This window comes from Autumnicola psychrophila, assembly GCF_031846645.1.
GTDB lineage: Bacteria > Bacteroidota > Bacteroidia > Flavobacteriales > Flavobacteriaceae > Autumnicola > Autumnicola psychrophila.
Map to the genome: position 1 here is coordinate 42,124 of NZ_JAVRHN010000004.1, position 24,231 is coordinate 66,354.

At 38.3% G+C, this 24,231-nt stretch carries 16 protein-coding genes and 1 pseudogene; 11 read left to right on the forward strand and 6 right to left on the reverse strand.

Annotated features, from left to right (window positions below; genetic code table 11):
• The first annotated feature begins 10 nt into the window (after nucleotides 1-10).
• The 7 genes from RM541_RS06070 to RM541_RS06100 all read left to right on the forward strand — a co-directional run bounded on the left by RM541_RS06070 (nucleotide 11) and on the right by RM541_RS06100 (nucleotide 9,215).
• A complete protein-coding gene (locus RM541_RS06070; protein ID WP_311499330.1) occupies nucleotides 11-3,049 on the forward strand; it encodes a SusC/RagA family TonB-linked outer membrane protein in 3,039 nt (1,012 codons plus the stop codon).
• Nucleotides 3,050-3,068: 19 nt separating this feature from the next.
• Nucleotides 3,069-4,559 (forward strand): RagB/SusD family nutrient uptake outer membrane protein, encoded by a 1,491-nt coding sequence (locus tag RM541_RS06075; RefSeq protein WP_311499331.1) that lies wholly within the window; start codon nucleotides 3,069-3,071, stop codon nucleotides 4,557-4,559.
• A gap of 17 nt (nucleotides 4,560-4,576) precedes the next feature.
• On the forward strand, nucleotides 4,577-5,734 hold the full coding sequence (locus RM541_RS06080) for a glycoside hydrolase family 130 protein (protein WP_311499332.1): 1,158 nt from the start codon (nucleotides 4,577-4,579) through the stop codon (nucleotides 5,732-5,734).
• Nucleotides 5,735-5,754: 20 nt separating this feature from the next.
• Nucleotides 5,755-7,065 (forward strand): sugar porter family MFS transporter, encoded by a 1,311-nt coding sequence (locus RM541_RS06085; protein ID WP_311499333.1) that lies wholly within the window; start codon nucleotides 5,755-5,757, stop codon nucleotides 7,063-7,065.
• A gap of 726 nt (nucleotides 7,066-7,791) precedes the next feature.
• Complete coding sequence (locus tag RM541_RS06090; protein WP_311499334.1) at nucleotides 7,792-8,352, forward strand: aminotransferase; 561 nt, start codon at nucleotides 7,792-7,794, stop codon at nucleotides 8,350-8,352.
• 97 nt (nucleotides 8,353-8,449) lie between these two features.
• Nucleotides 8,450-8,833 (forward strand): transposase, encoded by a 384-nt coding sequence (locus RM541_RS06095; RefSeq protein ID WP_311499335.1) that lies wholly within the window; start codon nucleotides 8,450-8,452, stop codon nucleotides 8,831-8,833.
• Entirely contained in the window at nucleotides 8,793-9,215 is a 423-nt protein-coding gene (locus RM541_RS06100; protein WP_311499336.1) for a type I restriction enzyme endonuclease domain-containing protein, read from the forward strand. Before RM541_RS06095 ends, RM541_RS06100 begins: the two co-directional genes overlap by 41 nt.
• 19 nt (nucleotides 9,216-9,234) lie before the next feature.
• Here RM541_RS06100 and RM541_RS06105 read toward each other — a convergent pair whose 3' ends face one another.
• From RM541_RS06105 to RM541_RS06120, 4 genes are all read right to left on the reverse strand, one after another.
• Nucleotides 9,235-10,383, reverse strand: coding sequence for a helix-turn-helix domain-containing protein (locus tag RM541_RS06105; RefSeq protein WP_311499337.1), 1,149 nt, complete (start codon nucleotides 10,381-10,383; stop codon nucleotides 9,235-9,237).
• A gap of 834 nt (nucleotides 10,384-11,217) precedes the next feature.
• Complete coding sequence (locus tag RM541_RS06110) at nucleotides 11,218-12,060, reverse strand: DUF1206 domain-containing protein (protein ID WP_311499338.1); 843 nt, start codon at nucleotides 12,058-12,060, stop codon at nucleotides 11,218-11,220.
• Between the two features lie 425 nt (nucleotides 12,061-12,485).
• Nucleotides 12,486-12,869 (reverse strand): hypothetical protein, encoded by a 384-nt coding sequence (locus RM541_RS06115; RefSeq protein ID WP_311499339.1) that lies wholly within the window; start codon nucleotides 12,867-12,869, stop codon nucleotides 12,486-12,488.
• A 124-nt stretch (nucleotides 12,870-12,993) separates the two neighbouring features.
• The gene (locus tag RM541_RS06120) at nucleotides 12,994-17,484 is read right to left on the reverse strand and encodes an ATP-binding cassette domain-containing protein (RefSeq protein WP_311499340.1); all 4,491 of its coding nucleotides are present in this window, start codon (nucleotides 17,482-17,484) and stop codon (nucleotides 12,994-12,996) included.
• 294 nt (nucleotides 17,485-17,778) lie between these two features.
• On the opposite strand from RM541_RS06120, the pseudogene RM541_RS06125 reads away from it, so the two are divergent.
• A pseudogene (locus tag RM541_RS06125) lies at nucleotides 17,779-18,665 on the forward strand (dienelactone hydrolase family protein).
• A 78-nt stretch (nucleotides 18,666-18,743) separates the two neighbouring features.
• Here RM541_RS06125 and RM541_RS06130 read toward each other — a convergent pair.
• Complete coding sequence (locus RM541_RS06130) at nucleotides 18,744-19,256, reverse strand: fasciclin domain-containing protein (RefSeq protein ID WP_311499341.1); 513 nt, start codon at nucleotides 19,254-19,256, stop codon at nucleotides 18,744-18,746.
• A 351-nt stretch (nucleotides 19,257-19,607) separates the two neighbouring features.
• Here RM541_RS06130 and RM541_RS06135 point away from each other — a divergent pair, with 351 nt between their 5' ends.
• Nucleotides 19,608-19,931 (forward strand): hypothetical protein, encoded by a 324-nt coding sequence (locus tag RM541_RS06135; protein WP_311499342.1) that lies wholly within the window; start codon nucleotides 19,608-19,610, stop codon nucleotides 19,929-19,931.
• A gap of 146 nt (nucleotides 19,932-20,077) precedes the next feature.
• On the forward strand, nucleotides 20,078-20,611 hold the full coding sequence (locus RM541_RS06140; protein WP_311499343.1) for a hypothetical protein: 534 nt from the start codon (nucleotides 20,078-20,080) through the stop codon (nucleotides 20,609-20,611).
• Nucleotides 20,612-21,561: 950 nt separating this feature from the next.
• Here the strand turns inward: RM541_RS06140 and RM541_RS06145 are convergent.
• Nucleotides 21,562-22,092, reverse strand: a complete 531-nt coding sequence (locus RM541_RS06145) for a DUF4494 domain-containing protein (RefSeq protein ID WP_311499344.1) — start codon at nucleotides 22,090-22,092, stop codon at nucleotides 21,562-21,564.
• Between the two features lie 448 nt (nucleotides 22,093-22,540).
• Between RM541_RS06145 and RM541_RS06150 the strand changes: the two genes are divergently transcribed.
• Complete coding sequence (locus RM541_RS06150; RefSeq protein ID WP_311499345.1) at nucleotides 22,541-24,010, forward strand: glycosyltransferase family 2 protein; 1,470 nt, start codon at nucleotides 22,541-22,543, stop codon at nucleotides 24,008-24,010.
• Nucleotides 24,011-24,231 lie beyond the last annotated feature (221 nt).

Below are 24,231 nucleotides of genomic sequence, written 5' to 3' on the forward strand. Positions count from 1 at the left end.
ATAATTTATTATGAAAACAAAAAATAGCATTTCCGGCCTCTTATTTCTGTGGGCAATCTGTGCAGGAAGTGTAGCTTATGCACAAACAATTACAGGAACCATTTCAGATGATCAGGGCCCCCTACCCGGAGTTTCTGTTATTGAAAAAGGCACTGACAATGGTAGCGTTTCCAATTTTAATGGAAATTATGAAATTAATGTTTCAAATGAAAATGCTACCCTCCTATTCTCTTATATAGGTTTCGAGACTCAGGAAATTCCTTTGCAAGGTGAAAATTCCATAGATGTCATAATGCAGGCAAGTATGGACCAGCTGGACGAATTGATAATTGTCGGCTATACATCCCAGAAGGAATCAACTATTACCGGCGCAGTTTCTTCTGTAAATGTAGAACAGTTGGAGTCCCGCAGAGTTCCCGGTGTGACCCAGGCCTTACAGGGACAGGTTGCCGGAGTCACTATTACCCAAAGTACCGGAGCTCCTGGAGAAGATGTAGAAGTGCGGATACGTGGTAACGGAACGATTGGTAATAACAATCCGCTATATATTATTGACGGAGTTCCAAGCAGGGAAATCTCCTTCCTGAATCCTTCAGATATTAAATCGATGTCTGTTTTAAAAGATGCGGCGGCCGCATCGATCTATGGTTCAAGAGCCGCAGGTGGTGTTATTGTTATAGAAACCAAAAGCGGAACCGGACGAAGCGGAATTCAAATTGATTACTTTGGAGGTATTCAAAAAGCAGCAAATTTACCCAACATGCTCAATGCCGAGCAATATCTTAACACGGTAACTACTGCCTGGAACAATGCAGGCTATGCTGGAAATAATCCATATCTCGCAGACGCAGGGAGGTCTGATTTTGCAGATGTAGATTATCTTGATGAATTATTTGAATTAGGAGAAACACATAGTTTGCAACTTTCGACATCCGGAGGTAGCGAAAAAACAAATTTCTTTTTGAGTGCCGGATATTATGGCCAGGATGGAATTGTAGTCTATGATAATGATAAGTTTACCCGTTTAAATCTTCGTTCAAATATAAATTCTAATATTACAGACCGGTTCAAAGTTGGGGCCAATGTTCAAATATCATATCAGGAGCAAGATCAAATTTCTTCCAGGGGGGATGCTCCGGGAATAATTCGACATGCCTTTCTACGTCCTCCTATAATTCCCGTATTTAAAGATCCTTTAGAACCTACTTATTCAGAAGAAGACCCTTTTACAGATCTGCCTTTTTATGTGGACCGGGATAATTTTGAAAGCAATAAATATGAGTACTCGCAAAACCCAATAGCGCTTGCTTACTTTACAGATAATACTACGGAAACTTTTAAAACCTTTGGGAATCTTTATGCTGAATACGATCTTCTGAGCGACAGCTCACTGAAATTTAAAACCAATTTTGGTGCAGATATCAATTTTGGACATCAAAAAGCATTCAACCCCAATTTTGGAGATGACGACGGGCAGGGATCAGAAATTGACAGGGGCTTAGGCCGTCAGAACCGTCCCACCAGTCTTTCCGAATCCCGGTATCAGGACATGACCTTTACATGGAATAATAGTTTTATCTATAACAAAACATTTGGAGACCACGAAATCAGTGCCCTGGCAGGAATTGAATTTATAAAAAATAATTCCTCCGGAATCAATGCTTCCAGACAACGCTTTGACTTTACCGAACCTAATTTCAGATATCTTGATTTTGGTGGAACAGACCGTGACTTATGGAATGGTGGACTGGCTGAAGAATGGGCATTATTCTCCTATTTTGGTTCTGCAACCTATTCCTACGAAGATAAATATTTACTAACTGCCAATTTAAGAGCAGATGCCTCTTCCAGATTTTCAGAAGATAATCGTTGGGGTTACTTCCCTTCTGTTTCTGCGGGATGGGCAATTTCAAAAGAAGAGTTTATGAGTGATGTGGACTGGTTAAGTCAGCTAAAACTGAGAGCCAGCTGGGGAGAACTTGGGAATCAGGAAATCCCGAATTATGCTTATCTGACCTTATATCGAAGAGATGCAGATCGCTACCTGATTAGTCGTTATGGAAACCCCGACTTAAAATGGGAAACTACCGCACAAAGTAATATAGGGATTGATTTTGGAATTGATAACAACAAACTTTCCGGAAGTATTGATTATTTCGAGAAAACCACTTCTGATATTTTATTACCTATTTCTCTTCCTCAATTAGTAGGCGATGTTTCGGCCACCTTTTTGAATTCAGGAGAAGTGAGCAATAGTGGTTTAGAATTCGGACTTTCTTACAGGAACTCTGACAATCCTTTAAAATTTCAGATCAGCGGGAATTTCGCTACCTTAAAAAATGAGGTGAACTCTTTACATTCAAATCTGCCATATATTACCGGAAATGTTACCAGAACTCAGGCAGGACATCCTCTAAATGCATATTACGGTTTTGTTCAGGAAGGGATTTACCAGAATGACGCTGAAATTGTCGAACATCTATCTGGTACAACTAATCCACCACAACAACCGGGAGATATCAAGTTTAAAGATCTTGATGGGAATGGGATTATTAATGATAATGACAGGGACTTTATTGGAAATCCAAATCCTAAATTATCATACGGTTTAAATGTTTCAATGAATTATAAAGCATTTGATTTTAACTTTCTCTTTCAGGGTGTTGAAGGTGTAGATAGATATAATGATCTGAAAAAGATTATAGATTATGATACCCGACCATTTAATTATACCGATCGTGTTTTAGGCGCCTGGGATGGAGAAGGGTCGACAAATAGTATACCCCGGGTAAGCTTTACAGATAATGGAAGTAGTAAAGTCTCAGATATCTTTGTGGAAGACGCTTCTTATTTAAGACTGAAAAATGTAGAACTAGGGTATACTTTTGATGTGGAGAATATAGGTAACTTTAGATTATATGCTTCAGGACAAAATCTACTCACTTTTACCGACTATAGTGGATTGGACCCGGAATCAACCGATTTAATAGATTTTGGTACATACCCGCAATCTGTAACCGTATTATTTGGTGTTAGCGCAAATTTCTAAAAATTTAAAAATTTCAGTTATGAAAAATTACATTGTAAAATTATTAGCAATGGTATGCTGTGTGACAGTTATAAGCTGTGAAGCATATCTTGATGAAGATCCTATTGGTTTGATCACCCAAAACCAGATTAATACCGAACCCACCGCCGCTTCAATTACCTCCTCGGTAAATTCAACCTATCAACTATTGTCGAGTACCCTTAATATTGTTGGACAATGGAACTGGGATGATGGGACGGTAACCAGAAACGACTTTTTACTACAGGATATCGCATCCGGAGATATGCAGAAAAAATGGAATCCAGATGGTGATCAGGCCTGGATGGATGAAATCGCTGCTTTTAATTTCACCTCTATGAACCCCGGTTTTAATGGCATCTGGAGCTATAATTATGAGGGGATTTCCAGAGCAAACCAGGCGATAAGTACCCTTAATAATGAAGAAGTATTATCTTCAGTACAAATGGATGCTGCCACAAAAGATCGATTATTGGGAGAAGCATACTTTTTAAGAGCATTCTATTATTTTGATTTGGTTAATAATTTTGGAGGTGTTCCGCTACTTACTGAACCATTAAAAGATTTTGCAGATGCTTACAACGTAGCCAACCGTAACAGTGCAGAAGAGGTATGGGCTCAAATAAATGAAGATCTTCAGGAAGCAGTTTCTTTGCTACCAGCACAAAAATATTCCAGCAGTTCAGAACCATGGAGGGTTTCTCTGGGAGCGGCCCTTGCAATGCAGGCAAAAGTTGCTTTGTTTCAGGAAAACTGGAGTGAAGCTATAAACAAGGTGAATGAACTTCAAGCTCATAACTTCTATTCTCTGAATGACCATTATTTCGATCCATTCGATGTAAGTAATGAATATCAGGAAAACGAAGTAATTTTCTCTTATAATCATGTTTCCGGAGTGAACCCAGCTAAAGGAAATGGTCTTGCAGCCTTAATGGGCTGGGGCTTTGTGGCACCTACTGACGATTTTATAAATGCATTTGAAGAAAATGATCCAAGGCTGGGATACACCGTTCAGATAGACGAGCAACAACCTAATAAATTGCTGGGTTCTACAGATGGAAATTATAAAGGAAACGAAGATTCTCCCGGAAATAAAGTATTCATCCGTTATGCCGATGTGTTGCTTTGGAAGGCGGAAGCCCTCATTCAAACTGGAGAGGTAGAAGAAGGCTTACAAATTGTAGATCAAATTCGTACCCGTGCCCGTAATACTCAGATGGTAGACGGTAGTTCTACCCCTTCCGACGCTTTACCTAATTATGCCGGAACAGGTATGTCTCAGGCCGAAGCTTTACAAGCTTTGCGTCATGAAAGACGAGTGGAGCTGGGATTTGAATCGCAAAGGTTTAATGATCTCAAAAGATGGGGTATAGCTGAAGAAATATTGTCTGATATGGGTAAAAACTACAAAGATTTCAACAACCTCTACCCTATTCCACAAGGAGAAATAGACCGTTCTGGAGGACAAATTGAACAAAATACGGGATACTAATAAATAATTCACATATAATGATCAGTACTAAATTAAAATATATTGCAGTAAGTTTTCTGTGCGTAGCTACTGCTTGCAATACCTCCCCTCAAAAGGAAGAGGTTACAAAGGAAAACAGTGAAGTAAGTACAACGGAAAAACAGTGGATGATAGGGCCTTTCGAACGTCCGGAAAATGCACAACCTATCATACAACTTGATACCACAGCCACTTTTGATGATCCTATGACCGGTGAAGAAGTGGTTTGGCAATCAATGGCTACTTTCAATCCCGCCGCTATTGTTAAAGATGGGAAGATAAATGTACTGTACAGAGCAGAACAAGATCGTCATACGGATTCCATTGGAGGACATACTTCAAGAATTGGCCTGGCGACTTCAGAAGACGGGATTACTTATGAAAGAGCTGAAAAACCTATTTTTTACCCGGATAATGATGACCAGAAAGAATTTGAATGGACCGGCGGCACAGAAGATCCGCGGATTGTAGAGAGTGAAGACGGTACTTATGTTCTAACCTATACGCAGTGGAACAGAAAAATTCCGAGACTGGCTTTAGCAACTTCAAAAGATCTAAAGAACTGGACCAAGCACGGACCCGTTTTTCAGGATTTTCAGGATGGAAAATATCATGATATGGATACCAAATCTGGCGCTATAGTCACCCGGTTAAAAGACGGAAAACTTGTTGCGACCAAGATAAATGGTAAATATTATATGTATTTTGGAGTGCCACATATCTGGCTGGCAACTTCCACAGATCTTGTGGACTGGGAACCGGTAGAAGATTATGCCGGGAATCTGGCACCGGTATTAAGTCCTCGTCCCGGTTATTTTGATTCGTGGCTGGTAGAAGCCGGACCACCACCGGTTTTAACAGAAGACGGTATTGTAGTACTTTATAATGCCGGGAATTCAAAAAATATTGGGGTTGAAGATCTGGGCAACCGGGTTTATACCAGTGGTCAGGCATTGTTTGATGCTAATGAGCCATGGAAGTTATTGGACCGTACCGACAAACCGTACCTAAAACCAGAATTACCTTTTGAAAAATCTGGCCAATATAAAGACGGGACTACCTTTGTAGAGGGACTCACCTATTTTGATGGAAAATGGTACCTGTTTTATGGTACTGCAGATAGTATGGTAGGAATGGCTACCGCCGAGGCTAAATAATCTTTTTACTTATTTAATTTATGCAATTAAAAAAGAAATTACTTGTAGGAGCTATAGTATCAAGCCTCGGGGGGTTACTATTTGGATTTGATACAGCAGTAATTTCCGGAGCAGAACAAGGTCTGAAAGAATTTTATGAACTTGATAATTTTGCTCATGGTTTTACAAATTCCATCGCATTAATGGGAACCATAATTGGAGCTTTATTTGCCTTCTCACCTGCAGAGCACCTGGGAAGGAGGAAATCTCTTTTAATCATTGGGCTTTTCTTCGGATTATCTGCCATAGGATGTGCCTATACAGATAATTGGTATCTTTTCCTGTTCTGGAGATTTTTAGGAGGTCTGGGAGTTGGAGCATCATCGGTTATAGCTCCTATGTATATTTCTGAGATTTCACCTTCAGCTTACCGGGGAAGATTAGTAGGTCTTTTCCAGTTCAGTATTGTCTTTGGAATTTTATTAGCCTTTATTTCAAATTACTTTTTAAGAACTCATATAGGTAGTGACTCCTGGCGCTGGATGCTAGGAGTAGAAGCAATTCCCGCTTTTACTTTCTTCGGTTTAATATTTTTAATACCTAAAAGTCCGCGTTGGCTCATTCTTCAAAAACGCTTTGAAGAAGGGTTGGTTGTTTTAAAACAACTTGGGGATGACAATCCACAGGAAAGGCTTGACACCATAAAAGCTTCTTTTCAGCAAAAAGGCGATCGGGAAAAATTGTTTCAAAAGAAATATTTTAAACCAATCATTCTCGTCTTCCTTATGGCTACTTTCAACCAATTTTCCGGGATTAATGCGATTATGTATTACGCCCCAAGGATTTTTGAAACTGCGGGTATTGCAAAAGATAGTGCATTTTTACAGGCAGCCTCAGTAGGTTTTGTGAACATGTTATTTACTATCCTTGCCATGATGTTTATCGACAAAGTGGGGCGCCGTAAATTAATGATTATAGGTTCAATAGGGATGATTTTAAGTTTAGTGGTCACTACCTATTTACTGAATAATCCTGATGTTGGCGGAAGCTTTCTCGTAATACCTATTCTCTTTTTTATAGCCAGTTTTGCTTTTTCGCAAGGTGCAGTAATTTGGGTTTTTATTTCAGAGGTTTTTCCAAACAAGGTACGTGCGGCAGGGCAATCTTTTGGTACTTTCACCCATTGGTTCTGGGCCGCCAGCCTAACCTGGTTATTCCCAGTGGTAGCAGGATTGTCTAACGGCACAACCTATGCCTTCGGCTTTTTTGCACTTGCCATGGTATTGCAACTGGTTTTTGCAGTTAAATTTTTTCCAGAAACCAAAGGAAAATCATTAGAAGATGACATTTAAAGTTTCCAAACCCGAAAACGGGTTTAACTTCTAACCCCGTACTTTAAAAGGTCGATAATTGCCATTTAGAGGCACGATCTTAAAACTGTTGTCAGTTGTCCTTTTCACAAAAGTGAAGAGTGAAGAGATTAAAAATTTTAGCAAATCCTCAAATCACAAGAATGTCGCACTGCACTCAATTCACAATCTCTCGTAAGCGTCCCATATGCGATGTTGAAACAACTTCAGCATGATAAAATCTATACTACAGGTCGATAACTGGCTATTTTGAGCTATCGTTTGCTTTACGCTGAATCAAAATAAAAACGTCCCAACTCCGCCCGACGTTGTCGCGTACTTCTAACTCCTAATTTTACACTTCAGAAGGTCGATAATTGCCATTTTTGAACCACGATCTTTAAAAAAGTTCTCAGTTTCTCTAAACTACGAACACCAAACTCCAAACTTATATTTGCCGAAGATTGCCATTTATGAACCGCGATCTAAAAACTGTTGTCAGTTGTCAATTTCAGTACTCCACAGACTGCGAACCATGATCTCCGAACTCCCCAAACTCCAAACTAATAATATAAAGATATTTCTTTCACACTTCCTTAACTTTTATCTTTTTTTCCTAAATTACTGGAGCAGTTTGAAAAAGGGGAAAAATTGAAGGAAAAGATCAAAGCCAATTTTGATAAAATCCTTTGCAAGACAATGTATGAATAACCTGGAAAATAAAGAGTTTTGACCATAACAATATGCATAGAAGGAATAAAAAATACATTTAGCACATCCCCAGGTACAGTAAAAGACATTTATATGAAAATAGTATCAAGTTCAGGAAAGGGAAATTTTAAGATAATTAAAAATGACCAGGAGGTCTGTGAATTGGTTTATAACAATTGGTTTTCGGACAAGGCTCAAACTGTTTTGAACAGAAATAACATCGAAATTAAACCAAAAAATATCTGGACAAGTAAGGTAGATATTTTCACAAATAAAAAGAAAATAGGTGATATAACTTTTAACCTTAAAGGTCATATGGTGATTAGATTAGAGAAAGAGGATAGCAAAGAATATAATTATCTATTAAAGAATAAAGCCAAATGGAAATTAAGATTTGAGGTTTATAACGAATCTGAAATTTTACAGTTCTCGTTAAATTCAGTGAATAAATGGAATAAACTAAATTATGATTATAATGTTGAAGTGGCTGATTATAATTCAGAATTTGAATTAGAAGAACTTTTAATTTACTGTGGTTATGCAGCTAATCTCTATTTAGCTATAATTAGTGCAGCTTAATAAAAAAATCTACCCAGTATGTAGGCAACGAAGCACCGCTACCGCGCGATTGCATCGCGTGGAAAAATCTGATGAGAGAAAATATTATTCTTAAAATATGAGCCGAAATTATAAATTCCATAATCCTGAAGGTCTTCATTTTGTAAGTTTCGCGGTTGTGAATTGGCTTGATGTTTTTACTCGTAATGAGTATAAGGATATTTTGTTGCAAAGTCTTTCTTTTTGTCAAAAGGAGAAAGGAATGGAAGTAGTTGCCTGGTGTATTATGACTAATCACGTGCACCTAGTTTTTAGAAGTATAAAAGGGCAGCATCCGTCGCTTCTTTTGGAAGATTTTAAACGTTTTACTAGTAAGAAATTGGTAAAAACTATACAGAATAATCCAAAAGAGAGCCGAAGAGAATTTCTCCTGGAACAATTTATAAAAGAACATCCGCCGGATGCGCAAACTGAAAGAAGAACTGGAAAAAGTACTGAGTAACTACCACCGGAATTCCCTGGATTCCATTGCCGCCATCAAAAATTTGCTGGATATCGCGAATGAATTTCAGCAAGACGACATCAGGACCAAGCAACTCGGTTTAACAGAAGATGAACTCGCTTTCTATAACCTGTTATCTGCCAACGAAAAATTACTCAATCAAACCGGCCCCATTCAAGACCTGGTGCATACGGTGGTAGCTTCCGTGAAGAAAAACCTCCAGCTGGACTGGACCAAAAAAGAAGACGCTCGCGCCGCCATTCGGCTGGCAGTGAAAAAAGAATTACGCGGCAAAGTGCCATTTTCTGAACTGGATAATCTGTTGAAGGAAGTGATTGAACAGGCAGAGGGGCAGTATAGGGATTGGCCGATGGAGGCGTGAAGAATAATAAGTTAAAGAGTTATTTTAAAGAAATGGCATATTCTCTCGGTCTAACCCCTACATGGCTTTTAAAGGTTATACTTAAGGAAGTTCCGCTAGCGTATCCGCATTCCTCAGCCAGAGCGTCGATGGTATTGTTTTCCAGAAAACCTTCTTTAATAAGTTTCTTCACATGCTCAATCCTCAAGGTGCTTTTATAATCTGCAAAACTTAACCCATATTGTTGCTCAAGAAAATAGGAAATATGATGCGAAGGCATGTCCAGTTCCTTGGCACATGCTGTAAGATTAAAATTTTGATTTAAGTACAGTTTATTTTCTTTGAGGCTTTCAAGTTTTGCACCAACTTCCTGCTTGTTTAGACCAAATTTCAGGTTTTCTGTAATGGTGTTCCTGGAAGGTTTTACAGACTGAGGATATCCGTGTAAAATGCTGGGAAAATAAATTGGGATAATTCCAATAAGGAAAAGCACCATATATAGAATTAAGGTTACAATACCACCATTTTTTCCGATGATAACGAAGGATTGAAACAGGTTCCATTCAAATATCTTTTCTATTGCATATGTACTAGCCAGGATGGCCATTAACATCAGAGTTCCCCAAAAAATGAGGAGCCATTTGTTAAGTACACTTTTTAGTTTATCATTCCCCTCCTTATTAATAAAAGATAGTATTTGTGGCATTAAAGCTACTAATACACTAAATTGCCATAAGTGTCGCATTAGAAGGTGTTGATCAAGACTTAGGAGCCAATATTCTGCTTCTAACCTGTACTGAGGAGAGGAAATGGCCTGAGAGATAATATTATTATAAAAACTATCTGGTTGAAGATAAACATAACCTACATCAATTAAACCTAAGAAAAACGGAATAAATAGAAAAATTTCTTCTTGCTGCCATTCGAGTTGGTCTGTTATAATGACTTTGAAGTAATAATAAATAGGGACAAATAATAAATTATACGGGAGGAGCGGCCATAAAAAGAACCAGGTGAAATGCTCTAAATAACCACCATCTATGATATAAGCCTGTAATGCATAAACCGATAATAAAAAGTAAAAGCTACCTAAAATTCGGGTTGCAGTAGTATTGGTAGATTTTTTGAGGAACAGCGTTGTAGACAGAACAAATCCGAATATGGCGGCTATAAGTAAAATTAGGATCAAAATGCTTATAAAATTTTTTTGAAAAAAAATTAATAGCGAATATACAGATATATGTACCAACATAAATCCTCAAACGGAAAACTTCTGAAGGGCTAAAATGAAGTGTTGCATCAAGTTTTGGCGGTAATTAATTAGAAACCGATAATTAGTTTTCTAAAGCATTTATTGCGGAAGAAGTATCTCTCTCAAATTTCGGATTCAGTGAAAAGCCGATAGTAATAGTTGGAAAAAGAAAGAAGGCCCGTGCCGTCATTTGCCAGGCAGTGAAAAAAGAATTACGCGGCAAAGGGTCATTTTCGGAACTGGATAATTTGCTGAAGAAAGTTATTGAACAGGCCGAGGGGCAGTATAGAGATTAGCCGATGGAGGCTTGAAGCACTATAAATACAGATCTCCCATTGACTCAAAAGAAAAAAAGAAGACATGAAGGGTCCCATCAAAACTTTAAATTTCTCTGGAACTTGTCCAGAGGAATTTTATGTACAGACTCTGTTATTTCTTTTCCTCCTCTTTTAAGGAATATCTAATGCCCACACCGAGAAACCAACTTGCCTCCCCAGGATCTTTCTGTTAAATTAGTATTGGTAAGATCCGCGATATCCGATAGATCTCTTCCTTGATACTGATCTCTTTTTATGGAATTGATACTGCCTAAGGCCACTCCCCCATAAGACTTAATTTTACTTTTTGCCCTTCGCAAATGATTTGACTCAAAAAAAAATTTAAAACCTCACAAGCCCTTAAATTTAAAGGGCTTTTATTTTTCACTCTAGCAAAAAAGTTTTACTACTGTACACTCGGTAATTTGCCATAGCTATACAAACCAACCTAGCTTCAGCTTTTCCGCGAATGAAAATTGGGGTCTGAAGGATCATTATCCAAATCGTAGGTGATACCCAGTGCAAACATAAATAAGCCGTAGCAAATAATTCCAAAAGCCACTATCGCAAAAGGAACCTTGCCGATATGATCGCCAATAAAGTTAAAGGCTTTATCAGTGTTGACTACATAACCTGGATCGCTAAGAATGCCTGATTTGATGAAAAAGAAACCAATGATGCCCAGGATGACTCCGCGGGCAACATAGCCAGTAAATCCCAGGAAAAAAATGGTTGCCTTTTTTCTCCGGCTGAATCTCACAATATCAAGACGCTCCCGGTAACCCCGGGTTATTCCATAGAACAATTGCACTGCGGCAGTTATGGTTATTAACACACCTAGCCCTATGACCAGCCATTTGCCCACACCATAATCCAGCATATTAGCCGTCATTTCCCTCTTCTGCTCAGGGGTGCCGTGTTCAGAATAATTAGCTGAACCCAGTAAGACTATCAGCGCAGAGTAAGCGATAAATGCATCGGCAAGGGAGCTGAGACCAATACCTGTACGACGGGCAAGTCCTTTCAAGCCCTTTCCATAATGGTAAGGATCATGAAAGGATTCATAGATGCGCCATACTATATAACAGAGCATTCCCAGAAGGATGCCCCAGATAATAATTTTTCCTCCCGGTAAATCCTGCACATACGCCAAAAGGCTGTTTTTGGAAGCGCCGCCCTCCTTAAGCTTTAACAGGGAAAGCATGGCAATCACCCCTATAGCTGTATAGATGAGGCCGGTGGAAATACAACCCAGAATAGGAAAATATTTTATGTACTTCTTCTTTGATTTTTTCACCAGAACACGGAATTTAATCCTGAAAGTAAGGAAATTTTCTTTTTCTGGCGGCAGACAAACGGGAAACAACAATAGTTCATAGCATTACCAGAACAAACTTCTCTTTCAGATTCCACACTGTGAAAATTAGCAAAAAAACTGATAGTCTTAAGGGTAGTAAATGATCATTTGTTTGTTTAGCAAACCTCCAACTCCATCCAAAGCATCCAAAAAGTTGATCGATTTTTAGTCTAATAAAAATCTTTGTCTGTCTCATATTCTACTGACAAAATCTCCATGTCGCTCCTGTAAATTGCGTAATATTTTTTCTTAAAATAGGACAAGTTCCTGAAAGTGTGAAAATTTCATTTACAACAGCAAAAAAGTTCAACCGTGTCACCAGTTAAAAGCAGCAAACAAGAGTATACTTCGCTATCTTTATTTTCTCAGTAGATCTGTTCTACATAGAACGTTAATTGGTATTCTTCTCTCGTTCCTGGTTCTCGCGTATAGTAATTAATCTTATTTACCTGTTCCTGTTCTGGTAAATCAATAGTGACTTTTCGACCATTGCTTGAAGTACAAACAAAGGTGAGAGTACCTTCCCGGGAATGCACCTCCTGTACCGTGAGAACTTGAATTTCTTTACCTCCCTCTATTTTTGTTGCAATTGTAATACGATTAGAACCGAAAGTAATCTGGCGATTTATATTATCTGTCTGGCTGGTGAATATTGAAGGATAAGATTCTGTAAAGTAGGAGTTAAATATTGCCTGGCAAAAAAGATTTTCTACAAATAAAAATAGTAATATGCACCCCCAGCACCTCATCTATTAAATTTAATAAAAAATATTTTCTTAATTTAATTTACAGGCTATTAACTGTAGGAAGGAAATCTTAAAGGTCCAAATCAAGTTGAATAAATATTATAAAATGAGAATCTAGATTGACTTTTCATCCTAAAACTACTCCAACTCCAATCTTCTGTAGCAAGTAAGGATTATGATCAATAATTAGGATATCATTGGCCAGACTTAGTTTCTTTAGGATCGCGTACAACAAATCAATATCAGCATAATGCAATCCGGTACTGGGTTCATCTAATATATAAAGCACCTCGTTAGTTTGATCCTGCAGCCAGTTCAGTAACAATAATCGTTGCTTCTCCCCTGAGGAAAGGCTTTGTACCGGCTGATCTAATCCAAGATGTTCCAATCCTATTTCCGCTAACTGATTCAGGAATTCAAAGGTTTTGTGAGATACCTTGAATCGTGTTAACCATTCTTTTAATTCACAGAGATTCAGTGCGAGTACCTCAGCGATATTTTTTGAACCAACAGTACGTTCCAGTATATACGGTTTGTAGCGCTGCCCCTTACAAACTTCACATTTCTCTATTGCATTGGCTGCTACATCCAGGCTGGTTTCCAAATAGCCTTTACCTTTACAGTTTGGGCACTGACTTGTTTTTGTTTTATAAGAAAAATCACCTGATTTTAAATCCGTTTCACTTGCAAAAATTTTGCTTATATCCTTGAGCAAGTTCAGGTATGAAACCAATAAGGTCTTCGCATGTGCGCGGAGTTTTTTAGGCTCAAAATAATGCACCTCCCTGTATTTTTTCGGTAACTCGATGCTTTCGCAATTTACCGGCGTTCCGGTTTCTATACTGGGAATAAGGATGTCTTTTACCAGGGTCGTCTTCCCTATCCCCGATTTACCGCTGATAGCTGTTATTCCTCCTACGGGAACCTTCAGCGATTTCTTTACTAAAGTATGCCTGGACAGGTTTTGGATGGCTATAGAATCCTTTCCTGCCTTCAATTTTACCGCTCTTGAAGATGTTTTTAAATATGGATGACAATCTTCCTGATTTAAAAATTCCCGTGGCGTACCCTGAAATGTAATATAGCCGCCTAACTTCCCCGCCTGAGGTCCCAGCTGCACCAACTTATCGGCTGCAAGAATGATCTCTTTATTATGTTCAATGACAAGAACTGTATTGCCTTTTGCAATGAGCTCTTTCAGAATATTGACCAGATCCGGAATGTTGTCACTTGATAATCCTGCGGAAGGTTCATCCAGTAAATAGGTAATACCTTTCAGCGGACTGTTCAGCTGTTTAATAAGTGTAACCCGTTGATTTTCTCCGCCGGAAAGGGTGGATGATTTACGATTTAGTTGCAGATGATCTATGTGTAATTGCTTTGCTCTTTTGATGGTATTGATCAAAAGAGGTCGTAGCCTGGAAAGCAATTTTTGATCTACTACCTCTTGCTGGAAATCAGAAGAAAGCCATTCTGCTAAAACTTTAAAATCCATTAACCTGATTTGATGAATAGATTTCCCTCCGATTTGAAACTTTAAGCGCTCAGGTTTTAATCCGCTTCCCGAACAGTGGCTGCATTCCTCCAGCGAAAAAAGTGCTTTTAGCTTTCCGATATGTTTATTTTTCCGGGTCTTATAATATTCTTCTTTTAAGTAATGGAAAAGTCCTTGCCATGTCATACTTATATCCTGTAACCCTTGTCTTGTTTTGGTTTTAAAAACCCATTGTGTCTTCCATACCGTTTCACCAGTACCATAAAACAGAACGTCTTTTTGCTGGTCTGTCAATTCTCTAGAAGGTGTTTCCAGGCTAAATCCGTGGATAGCGCCTATCTCGTTTACAATCGCCATATATTGACTCCCGGCATGCCCATAATAAGCAAGGGATTTGTTGTGCTCAAACAATCCGTCAGCGATGCCTTTCTCTTCATTGAGAACCATTTTATCAACATCAGGGAGTAATTCCTGACCTATCCCATCACAGATCGCACATTTCCCCAGTTCGTGATTATTGGAAAAATGGCTGGCAGATAAATCCTCTCCGTCGTATTGCGCTTTTCGGGAAAAGGCAAACCTTAGAATTTTATCAATTCCCGTTTGTTTGGCAATATCCGAACGTTCTGTAAAGTTTCTTTCTTTACGTGTAATGCAAATAGTGGGGCTAAGGCCCTCGATTTGATCTACCTCGAATTGAAAATTCACTCCTACCCTTGACTGCTGATAGCTTGAAAACTGTTTGGTCATTTCCTGCAGGCCATAACCATGCAGGGTGTCAATCACCAAAGAAGACTTTCCCGAACCCGAAATGCCCGTGATCACCGATAATTGATTCCCGGGGAAATTTATATCAAGATCTTTGAGGTAATGGGTTCGAGCCCCTTTCATTGAAATCATATCCCAGCGTTGATCTGCCAATTCGTTTATTTCTGGTGCCTGGACTTTTGGTGCATTCTCCACCAAAACATCGCATGAAGTCTGAAAAAGCGGATGATTTTCAAAACAAATAATACCTGCTGTTTGCTTTTTTAACTCCTGCAAAGCTTTCAGAAGTTGTCGAACATTTTGCTGATGTAGCCCTATACTGGGTTCTTCCAGTAGTAAGAATGTTTTTTTCGACTGTTTTGCGAAATGTTTAGTGAGTTTAATCCGCTGCGCTTCACCCCCTGATAATGTATTAGAGGGTTGTCCCAGTTTTATATATCCCAGCCCCAGCTTCAGCATCAAAGACAGAATTTCAGTAATCTTCTTCTCTTCGCTAAAGAAAACATAAGCTTCGGAAATACTAAGGTTATAGATCCCGGCAATATTTTTTGTGTTCCAATGCACTTGCAATACCTCAGGTTTAAAACGTTTGCCATTACACCTGGGACATACCTGATTAATTGTCCCCATCACATTCATAGAAAGGGTGATCACCCCTGCCCCTTCGCAAGTTTCACACCTTCCGCTCTTGTTATTAAAAGAGAAGGCTCCTTTGGCTAAATTCAGGGATTTTGCTTCCGGGGATTTGGCCAACAGGTCACGTATTTTATCAGCCAAACCGGTATAGGTGGCAGGGTTGCTCCTCGGAGTTTTGCCAATGGGTTGATCTGATACCGTAAGCAGTTTTAGATCTTCTTTTTCTATATATTCTGAAAGCTTTTTCAGGATTTGAGACGTTTTCCTGCTCACTACCGTCAGGGCTTCTTTTTGAAGCTGAAATGATGCTGCTGTCTTCCGTTCAGGTTCCTTAGCAGACCGAAAATTGCCATTTTGCAGCTCGTTTAAGGTGGGAGTAGATAGCTCTTCATTATTCAGAAATTCACTGATGGGTCCGTTAAAAACAACCTCCCCTCCGTGCGCTCCCGCTGCGGGGCCTAATTCAATGATCCAATCTGCAGATCTTATAAAGTTTAAATCGTGCTCTACTACCATCACTGTATTTCCACGGCTTATCAGGCGATTGAGAATATGATGTAAATAGTGCTGGTAATCTTCAGATAAGCCGATGGATGGTTCATCAAAGACATAAAGAATCCCTTGCAGGTTACTGTTCACCTGTCTGATCAGTTTTATACGCTGTGCATTCCCGGAAGAGATTTCAATACTTGGTGTACTTAGCCTGTAATCCTCCATTCCCAGCCGAATTAGGTCGAATAATTGCACAGAAATTTTATCTACCAACGCCTGCTCACCGGCTGTAAGAGCCTGATTATTCAGCCTTTCATATAATTCGTTTAAGGACAGATCCATCCACTCCTGAAAGTTTAATTCTTTCCATTTAAATTTCAGGTGTTCCGGTTTGATTCGTGCGCCTTTGCAACTTGGGCAAATACTGGAACTTGCAAACTTTAAAATGTTTGGATTACGATCTCTTCTAAGAATGTCATTCATTATAGGCATTATGCCTTTATAAAAACCTTCTTCCCGGGGCTTGGCTTTAAAACCTTTCCATCTCAGCCGGGACTCTATAGTATGCTTTCCGTAAAAAACCTTAATGCGGTCACTTCCGTTTAAAACTACCTCCTTTTGTTCTTCAGATAATTCCTTCCAGGGGACGTCCACATTAAAACCATGTTCCCCACATACTTTGTTTAATTCATCCACCGTGATCTGGGAATAGACAATATAACCATTCGGCAAAGTAGTGGTGATCGCACCTTCTCTTAGTGTTTTATTTTCATCACCAATTAATTTTTCAAGATCGATGTATTCCGCCTCCCCCATTCCACGACAGCGCTCACAGGCTCCTCTTGGATGATTAAAAGAAAATAGTGATTTGCTCATAGTTTCTGCGCCGGCATAGCGGGCAAACAACACCCTGAAGACCGCAGTAAGTTCAGAGAGTGTTCCAAAAGTAGCATTTATTGACTGGAAGCGTTTTGACTGCTCTACTTTGATCACCGGCGGTAGCCCTTCGATATCATCCACTTCAGCCGTGGGAATTAATTGTGCATTTTGCTGGTTATATGCAGGAAGGCTCTCTAAAAAATAGCGGTAACCTTCATTTGCAATCACATCCATGGCCAGGGACGATTTTCCGGAACCCGATAATCCGGTAACGACGATCAATTGATTTTCAGGTAATTTTAAGTCTATATTTTTGAGGTTATTCTGGTGGGCATTAGTGATGCGCATAAAGGCTTTATTTTTTCTCTTTCAGAAAAATAAATATAAGTAGATATTAAGGCTTACAATAGGTTTTTCAGGAAAACAAAGCATAATATTCATCTCTCCTGAAATTAGATCATTTCATTGATTTTTAACAGAGTATAATGTGCTTCTAATGAACTTATATCTTGCTATAACACTTTTAAAATTTGAACATTTATAAAGAACCCCTTATTCACACAATTATTAATAATTCAAAAATAAAGTAATTAGTTAGGTACTAAATATTCATATCTTGTTGATCGCTAAATAATTACCCTCATGAAGAAACTTAAGAAAGAAAATATCAGTCAGGAAGTATTTGAACTGTATGATGATTACGCCCACAATGAGCTCAACAGACGCCAGTTTGTTGAGAAACTTTCATTGTATGCCGTTGGCGGACTGACGGTAGGATCTCTGCTAAGTTTTATGTCTCCAGATTATATAACCACACTCCGGTTAGCAAAGACGATCCGCGTCTGGACTCAGGATATATTCAGTATGATTCTCCCAGGGGTGGCGGAAGTATTAAGTCGCTGTTATCCGCTCCAAAAGACAAGTCAGGAAAATTGCCTGGAGTAATTGTCGTGCATGAGAACCGTGGATTAAACCCCTATATTGAAGATGTTGGCAGGCAGACGGCTTTGGATGGGTTTATTAGCATTGCACCTGATGCGCTATCGCCGCTTGGCGGCTATCCGGGAAACGATGATGCCGGCCGGGAATTGCAAAAACAACGCGATCGCAACGACATGCTTGAAGATTTTACAGCTGCCTTTGATTATCTTAAAAATCACAAGGATTGCAACGGCAAAATTGGCGTGGTTGGATTCTGTTTTGGTGGATGGATATCAAACATGATGGCGGCGCGGGTGCCGGAATTAAAAGCAGCAGTGCCATTTTATGGCGGACAGCCAACTTCCGAAGAAACCGCGCAGATTAATGCTCCTCTGTTGATTCATTATGCCGAACTTGATACACGGGTTAACGAGGGCTGGCCCGATTATGAAAAGGCTCTAAAAGCGAATAATGTAGACTATACTGTTCATTTTTATGAAGGCGTAAACCATGGTTTTCATAACACAACAACCCCCCGATATGATAAAGCTGCTGCTGAGCTCGCCTGGCAACGTACTGTGGCATTTTTTAAGGAGCAACTGGTTTAACGATTAATAATTGCAAAAAATAAGGCGCAAAAAAGCCCAGAATAAACCGGGCTCTGTTACTACATCAAAAGACATAATTTATTCTGGCATTACTACTGTGTCTATCACGTGAATAACACCATTGCTTGCCATTACATCTGTAGCAACAATTTCGCTGTAATTTCCTTTTCCGTCCATTAGCCAAATTTTTTCATTTTTTTGCATTACAGTCAATACTTGACCATTTAATGCTTCTAATTCAACCTTTCCGTTACCGTCTTTTAAAGCGCCAACAACATCTTTAGCTGATAATTTCCCCGATACCACGTGATACTTCAGAATATTAGCTAATGCTTCCTGATTGTTCGGTTCTAATAATGATGCTAAGGTGTTAGAATCAATTTTATTAAAAGCGCTGTTGGTTGGTGCAAACACAGTAAATGGTCCATCACCTTGTAAAGCACTCACCAAATCGGCGGCTTTTAAAGCGGATACTAAAGTTGAAAAATCTTCATTGCCAACAGCTACATCTACAATTGTTTCCTGTGCAGTAGCACGTTGAGAGAAAGCCACAGTCATTGCTATGGTCAAAATAAGAATTAACTTTTTCATAATTTTTGAATTTTAAATAATTGTTTATCAAATATATACTAGAATACTTTTTGTTTAACCTATTTAACTTATTATTAAACAAAGTTTAAGTTAGGATTGTCAATTCTGTTATCGTTTGATTTCATTACGGCTGTAGACTTCGTTCCTGGCTTCGAAATTTTGTGATCGATAATCGTCAATTTTGAAGAACGATCGTAAAGCTATTATCTGTTTACTCTGAACGTCCTACCACGAACGCCAGGACTTATTTGTTATGAATAATTGCCATTATAAAGACCTCACTTTTTCTGAAACCTGAAACCTTTTGATTTAAACTGGAATAGGACACCTTTTTTATTAACCTTTTCAACTATGAAGGAAGTCAGAATAAGAAGGACTTTTAGTCAAAAAAAAGAGCATGGCCAAATAGATATTAGTGATGTTCGTGTGCTGGTAAACGAAGGTGAATTCAGGAACACAAAAATTTTGAAAGAAGAGACCGTAAAAATAATGGCCACTAATCAGCTGGACGAAGATGTAAAGAAGCGTATGTGGCTACCCATCAAAGGTCAGGTGGGCTTCGGAATCGCTTATTGTCGTATGTACATTTTAAGCCCATTACCCGTTTCAGTTACTCGGCGGCGCAAGACTACTGTTCGTAACAATTCATTGCAGATTTTACAACAAATATTGTAATTCCAATCTTCAGAATTTACCCACACCAATTTATTCATAATTACTTGTAGATCAAATAATTAATACAAACAAATAGGGGAAAACCCCTATATTTTTCTGAAGAATTAAGAGTTATATTTAAGGACAACTAACCAAACATATTACAAATGAAAAAGATAGTAATTTTTAAGACGATCTGTCTTCTTATGCTGCTACCTTTAAGTAGTTGTAGTGAGGACGATAGTCCCCGTATTCAGGAGGAATTCCTGAGTGCACGGGTCAATGGGGAGAATTTCAATGTTGATAAGGAAAATGGGGTTCTGAGCGCTAAAAAGCAATTATCCTCTTATGGAACTATTAATTTGCTTGTACGGTGTGAAACTCACGAAGGCAAGAACATAGAATTCCTCGTTCTTTATTATTATGGTGAAGACAATTATGCTATAGGAAACAGGTCTTCTCTAACATCAGGGGATTTTATGAACAGTAACTGGTGTAAATACTCCGAAGCCAGCACCGGTCAATTTTGGAGTACCGCAAATGATTCGTTTTTTACGGGTAGCTTATTAAATTATGTGGAAATCACAGAGGATGACGGATCCTATATTGCAGGAAATTTTTCTTTTGAAGGTCATGATTCTTCTGGGAGCAGCTTCAGAGAAATTTCTGAAGGTAATTTCAGACTAAAAATTACACCTTAACTTATGGTAGTGGAACTGCTCCAAAATGTCAATTTTTGACCTTTTATGGTTTTTAATCTCATTTCTTTTATTCAAAAGGCATTCAGAAGAACTAAAAGTATAAAGGATCTGTTGTTATGCTGAATTTATCTCAGGATTCCACATACTAATTTAGAATATGGCACTCTAAAATGACAATTTTCGGCTTCGAGTATTTGTTCAGACTAAGAAAGACTGATCTGGGTTTATTACAAAATAGAGAACTCCTGAAAATGTCAATTTTCGACCTTACAATTCAAGTTTTCGTATTAAAAGAAGATTCTACTCCTGAGAAGAAGTTGTGGAAAGTTAAAGCCTTTTGTGAAGAATATGGACAACTTTAAAATCTTAAACATCTCCTGATATTTCCTGTTAATGATAAAAATTCGTACGAAGAAGAGGGCTCGCTGCATCTCCTGTCAATCCTTAAAATAAAAAATTTAAACCAATTATAATCAGATCTTTAAAAATATATAATTCATACTGCACCTTTGAAATTCTTCCACGAAATTCAATCTTATTTTCCACTTTTGTAGGAAAATTGTAAGCATCTTTGGTGTCAAATTTGTTTCCCTTACTTTGGATTTAAAACCCGGTAATCATGGAAGCAAAAAGAAAGAAATTCAAAAAGAATGAATTTTACCAAACTTATGTGGCCCAGATAAACTGGGACTGGCTCCTTTCAAAAGCTCAGTTGATCTTTGGAATTATTTTTATGGCTGGCTTAATTTGTTTTGTACTGTGGTTCACAAGTTGACGGTTAAAATTTAAATAACAATACCAAGCCTGGCACTGTAAAACCTGTACCCCATATATCATCATCCTTTTCAGTGCCCTGCTTCTGCCTTAAACAACTTCTAAATAAAATACACCTCTCTTATTGAAAGGTGTATTTTAAAAATGCCTATTACTTCAATAAAAAGGTAACAATGCTATTTGCCGTGGTCTTCCTCCTCTACCACTTCAGCATTGGGCGATTCTGTGGTTTCAGAAGTTTCCAGGACGTTAAATTTCTCAAGTTGCTCTTCTTCACCTGTAAAATATGGAAATACATCCAAAATAGGAGATTCTGTAATAGAAGGAATTGTATAATCACCCATAGTAGTTTCCATAGCAACGACAGTATTTTCAAAAGCCTCTTTTACATCATTGGCCTGCACAAGAAGATATATATTTGTTTTTCTTTCCTTCCCACTTTCCTCATCCAGAGCTATCAGAGAAACTTTTGATTTAAACCAACGATCAGAATTTTCAAAGGGATGAACCTCTGCAAAGTTTGCAACTTTTATGTTCATAATCCTGAATTCCTCGCTCGTATAAGCCATCATCTCTTCAGTAATCCGGGATTCTGCTTCCGTATAAGATACCGCGTCCAACAGGTAAGTATCTGTCGCCATTTTTTGTTCTCCGGAATCATGTGTTTTTCTGTATTTCACCTTACATTCATACCAGGTTGCGCTCATGTTATATTTTTTTGGGAGGCAAAAGTATGATTTATAACATGCTTGGTTTTACAATTCGACTATTAGATATTCACAACTTTTATTCTTCAGTTCTAACCTTCTGAACAGAAATTGTTTAGTTTGAAAAAAATTATCTCCTGATAACTTCTCTGCTGAGAGAGGAACTTTCCTAATCTTCCTGATTTATATATCTATTATTGATATTACTTCTGAAACTCTCCTGATGAAACTGACTGGACTGGTTTTACTGTGGATTAAATCCACAATTATTTCAGTTTTACCATATTATTTTCCACATCATTTTGCATCAAAGCCCTGATTTGCAAAGGTATTTGTACACGGTATAGAAATTGGTTCTGCTCTTACGGAAAAAATGATGAACTACTTATGGCTGCTAAATAAAAGCGGAACACATAAGTAGCTATGAAACAGATAAGAAAATAAAAAAATGATAACACGAGACCTTAGATTAACACCTTCAGCTTCGGCTAAAAAATTAGAAATTAACCATCATACACAACAAAAGTCCAGTACTTCATCTGAAACTAACAGCAAGGAAGAAGTTTCAGATAATTACCGCAAAGCGATCTTTACCAAGCGACATCTTTTCACTCTGGCAGGTACGTTTTTACTCTTAATTGGAGGAGCTTTTTCAGTTTATATGTTGCAGCCGCAATTTGAGGAAATGAACTTAAGCAGAATGAATACGATTGGCGGAATGATCCTGCTAATCGTTGGAAGCTTCCTGTTAATATTCAGGATGAGTTTTTTAGCATACATTGCTAAATTGTTTTTTCAGTATAAGCCTGTAAATTCTGTTACAGATGAAGAATTACCAACCTGTACGGTTATTGTTCCTGCTTATAATGAAGGTAAGCAAGTATATGCAACTTTACTGAGCCTGACTAACAGTGACTTCCCGGCAGAAAAATTACAATTAATTGCTATAGATGATGGTAGCAAGGATGATACCTGGGAATGGATGAAAAAGGCAAAAGAGCAATTGGGAGACCGTGTATCAATTTATCAGCAGCCTCACAACCAGGGAAAAAGACACGCCTTATACCGTGGATTTAATTTAGCCACCGGTAATGTTTTCGTTACTGTGGATAGTGATTCTATTGTAGAAAAAGATACTCTGCGTAACCTGGTATCTCCTTTTGTTACCAATAAAGATTGTGGTGCTGTTGCAGGAAACGTTCGCGTTCTAAACAACGAAAAAGCAATTATACCACGAATGCTGAACGTGAGTTTTGTTTTTAGCTTTGAATTTATAAGATCTGCACAAAGCGTCCTGGGATCTGTATTATGTACTCCCGGTGCGTTGGCGGCCTATCGCAATACGGCGGTGATGAATTGCCTGCCGGAATGGATTAATCAAACTTTTATGGGACAACCTACAGATATTGGTGAAGATCGTGCCATGACTAATATGATCCTGAAACAAGGATATCATGTGTTGTTTCAACGTAACGCTTATGTTCTTACCAACATTCCTGAAAAATTTAGCAGCTTACACAAAATGTTTACCCGCTGGGAGAGAAGTAATGTTCGTGAAAACCTGATGATGTCCAAATTTGCATTTAAACCATTTAGAAACGGATCAAAATCTGGTACCCGCCTTTTACTTGTGAATCAATGGATGCATATGTTAACAGCCTATCCACTGTTCCTGATTATGATCGTTTTATTGGTATCGCATCCCATTTTGTTTATTAGCTCTACACTTTTAAGTATTTTAATATTTTCAAGTCTTCCGGTTTTCTTTTATGCTAAAAAATATAATATTTCGGAAGCTTTCTGGGCATATTCATATAGTATTTTCTATACCTTCGGGTTGTTCTGGATAACTCCTTACGCTATGGCCACTGCGAATAGACGAGGTTGGTTAACCCGTGAATTACCGCAAAAAAAATAAATTGAATTAATTCACTGTAAGCTTATGAAGCATTAAGAAGAAATCATTTTTTTTCCAGAGAAACCTCGGAATTCAAATATCGATTTTTGAATAAAAAAAGTTACCGATACATTTTCGGTAACTTTTTTTATTTGGCAGAATGCCGGCTTGTTTATTCTGAAGCATCAAAAAACTGGAAGTCGAATTGAACTTTTGAAGAAGTTGTAGTTCCTGAATATATG

What these genes read in the sequence shown, in the direction of transcription:
- RM541_RS06070 (WP_311499330.1), top strand. Translation starts at nt 11, where the DNA reads ATGAAAACAAAAAATAGCATTTCCGGCCTCTTATTTCTGTGGGCAATC.
- RM541_RS06075 (WP_311499331.1), top strand. Translation starts at nt 3,069, where the DNA reads ATGAAAAATTACATTGTAAAATTATTAGCAATGGTATGCTGTGTGACA.
- RM541_RS06080 (WP_311499332.1), top strand. Translation starts at nt 4,577, where the DNA reads ATGATCAGTACTAAATTAAAATATATTGCAGTAAGTTTTCTGTGCGTA.
- RM541_RS06085 (WP_311499333.1), top strand. Translation starts at nt 5,755, where the DNA reads ATGCAATTAAAAAAGAAATTACTTGTAGGAGCTATAGTATCAAGCCTC.
- RM541_RS06095 (WP_311499335.1), top strand. Translation starts at nt 8,450, where the DNA reads ATGAGCCGAAATTATAAATTCCATAATCCTGAAGGTCTTCATTTTGTA.
- RM541_RS06100 (WP_311499336.1), top strand. Translation starts at nt 8,793, where the DNA reads ATGCGCAAACTGAAAGAAGAACTGGAAAAAGTACTGAGTAACTACCAC.
- RM541_RS06115 (WP_311499339.1), bottom strand. Translation starts at nt 12,869, where the DNA reads ATGAGGTGCTGGGGGTGCATATTACTATTTTTATTTGTAGAAAATCTT.
- RM541_RS06120 (WP_311499340.1), bottom strand. Translation starts at nt 17,484, where the DNA reads ATGCGCATCACTAATGCCCACCAGAATAACCTCAAAAATATAGACTTA.
- RM541_RS06130 (WP_311499341.1), bottom strand. Translation starts at nt 19,256, where the DNA reads ATGAAAAAGTTAATTCTTATTTTGACCATAGCAATGACTGTGGCTTTC.
- RM541_RS06135 (WP_311499342.1), top strand. Translation starts at nt 19,608, where the DNA reads ATGAAGGAAGTCAGAATAAGAAGGACTTTTAGTCAAAAAAAAGAGCAT.
- RM541_RS06140 (WP_311499343.1), top strand. Translation starts at nt 20,078, where the DNA reads ATGAAAAAGATAGTAATTTTTAAGACGATCTGTCTTCTTATGCTGCTA.
- RM541_RS06145 (WP_311499344.1), bottom strand. Translation starts at nt 22,092, where the DNA reads ATGAGCGCAACCTGGTATGAATGTAAGGTGAAATACAGAAAAACACAT.
- RM541_RS06150 (WP_311499345.1), top strand. Translation starts at nt 22,541, where the DNA reads ATGATAACACGAGACCTTAGATTAACACCTTCAGCTTCGGCTAAAAAA.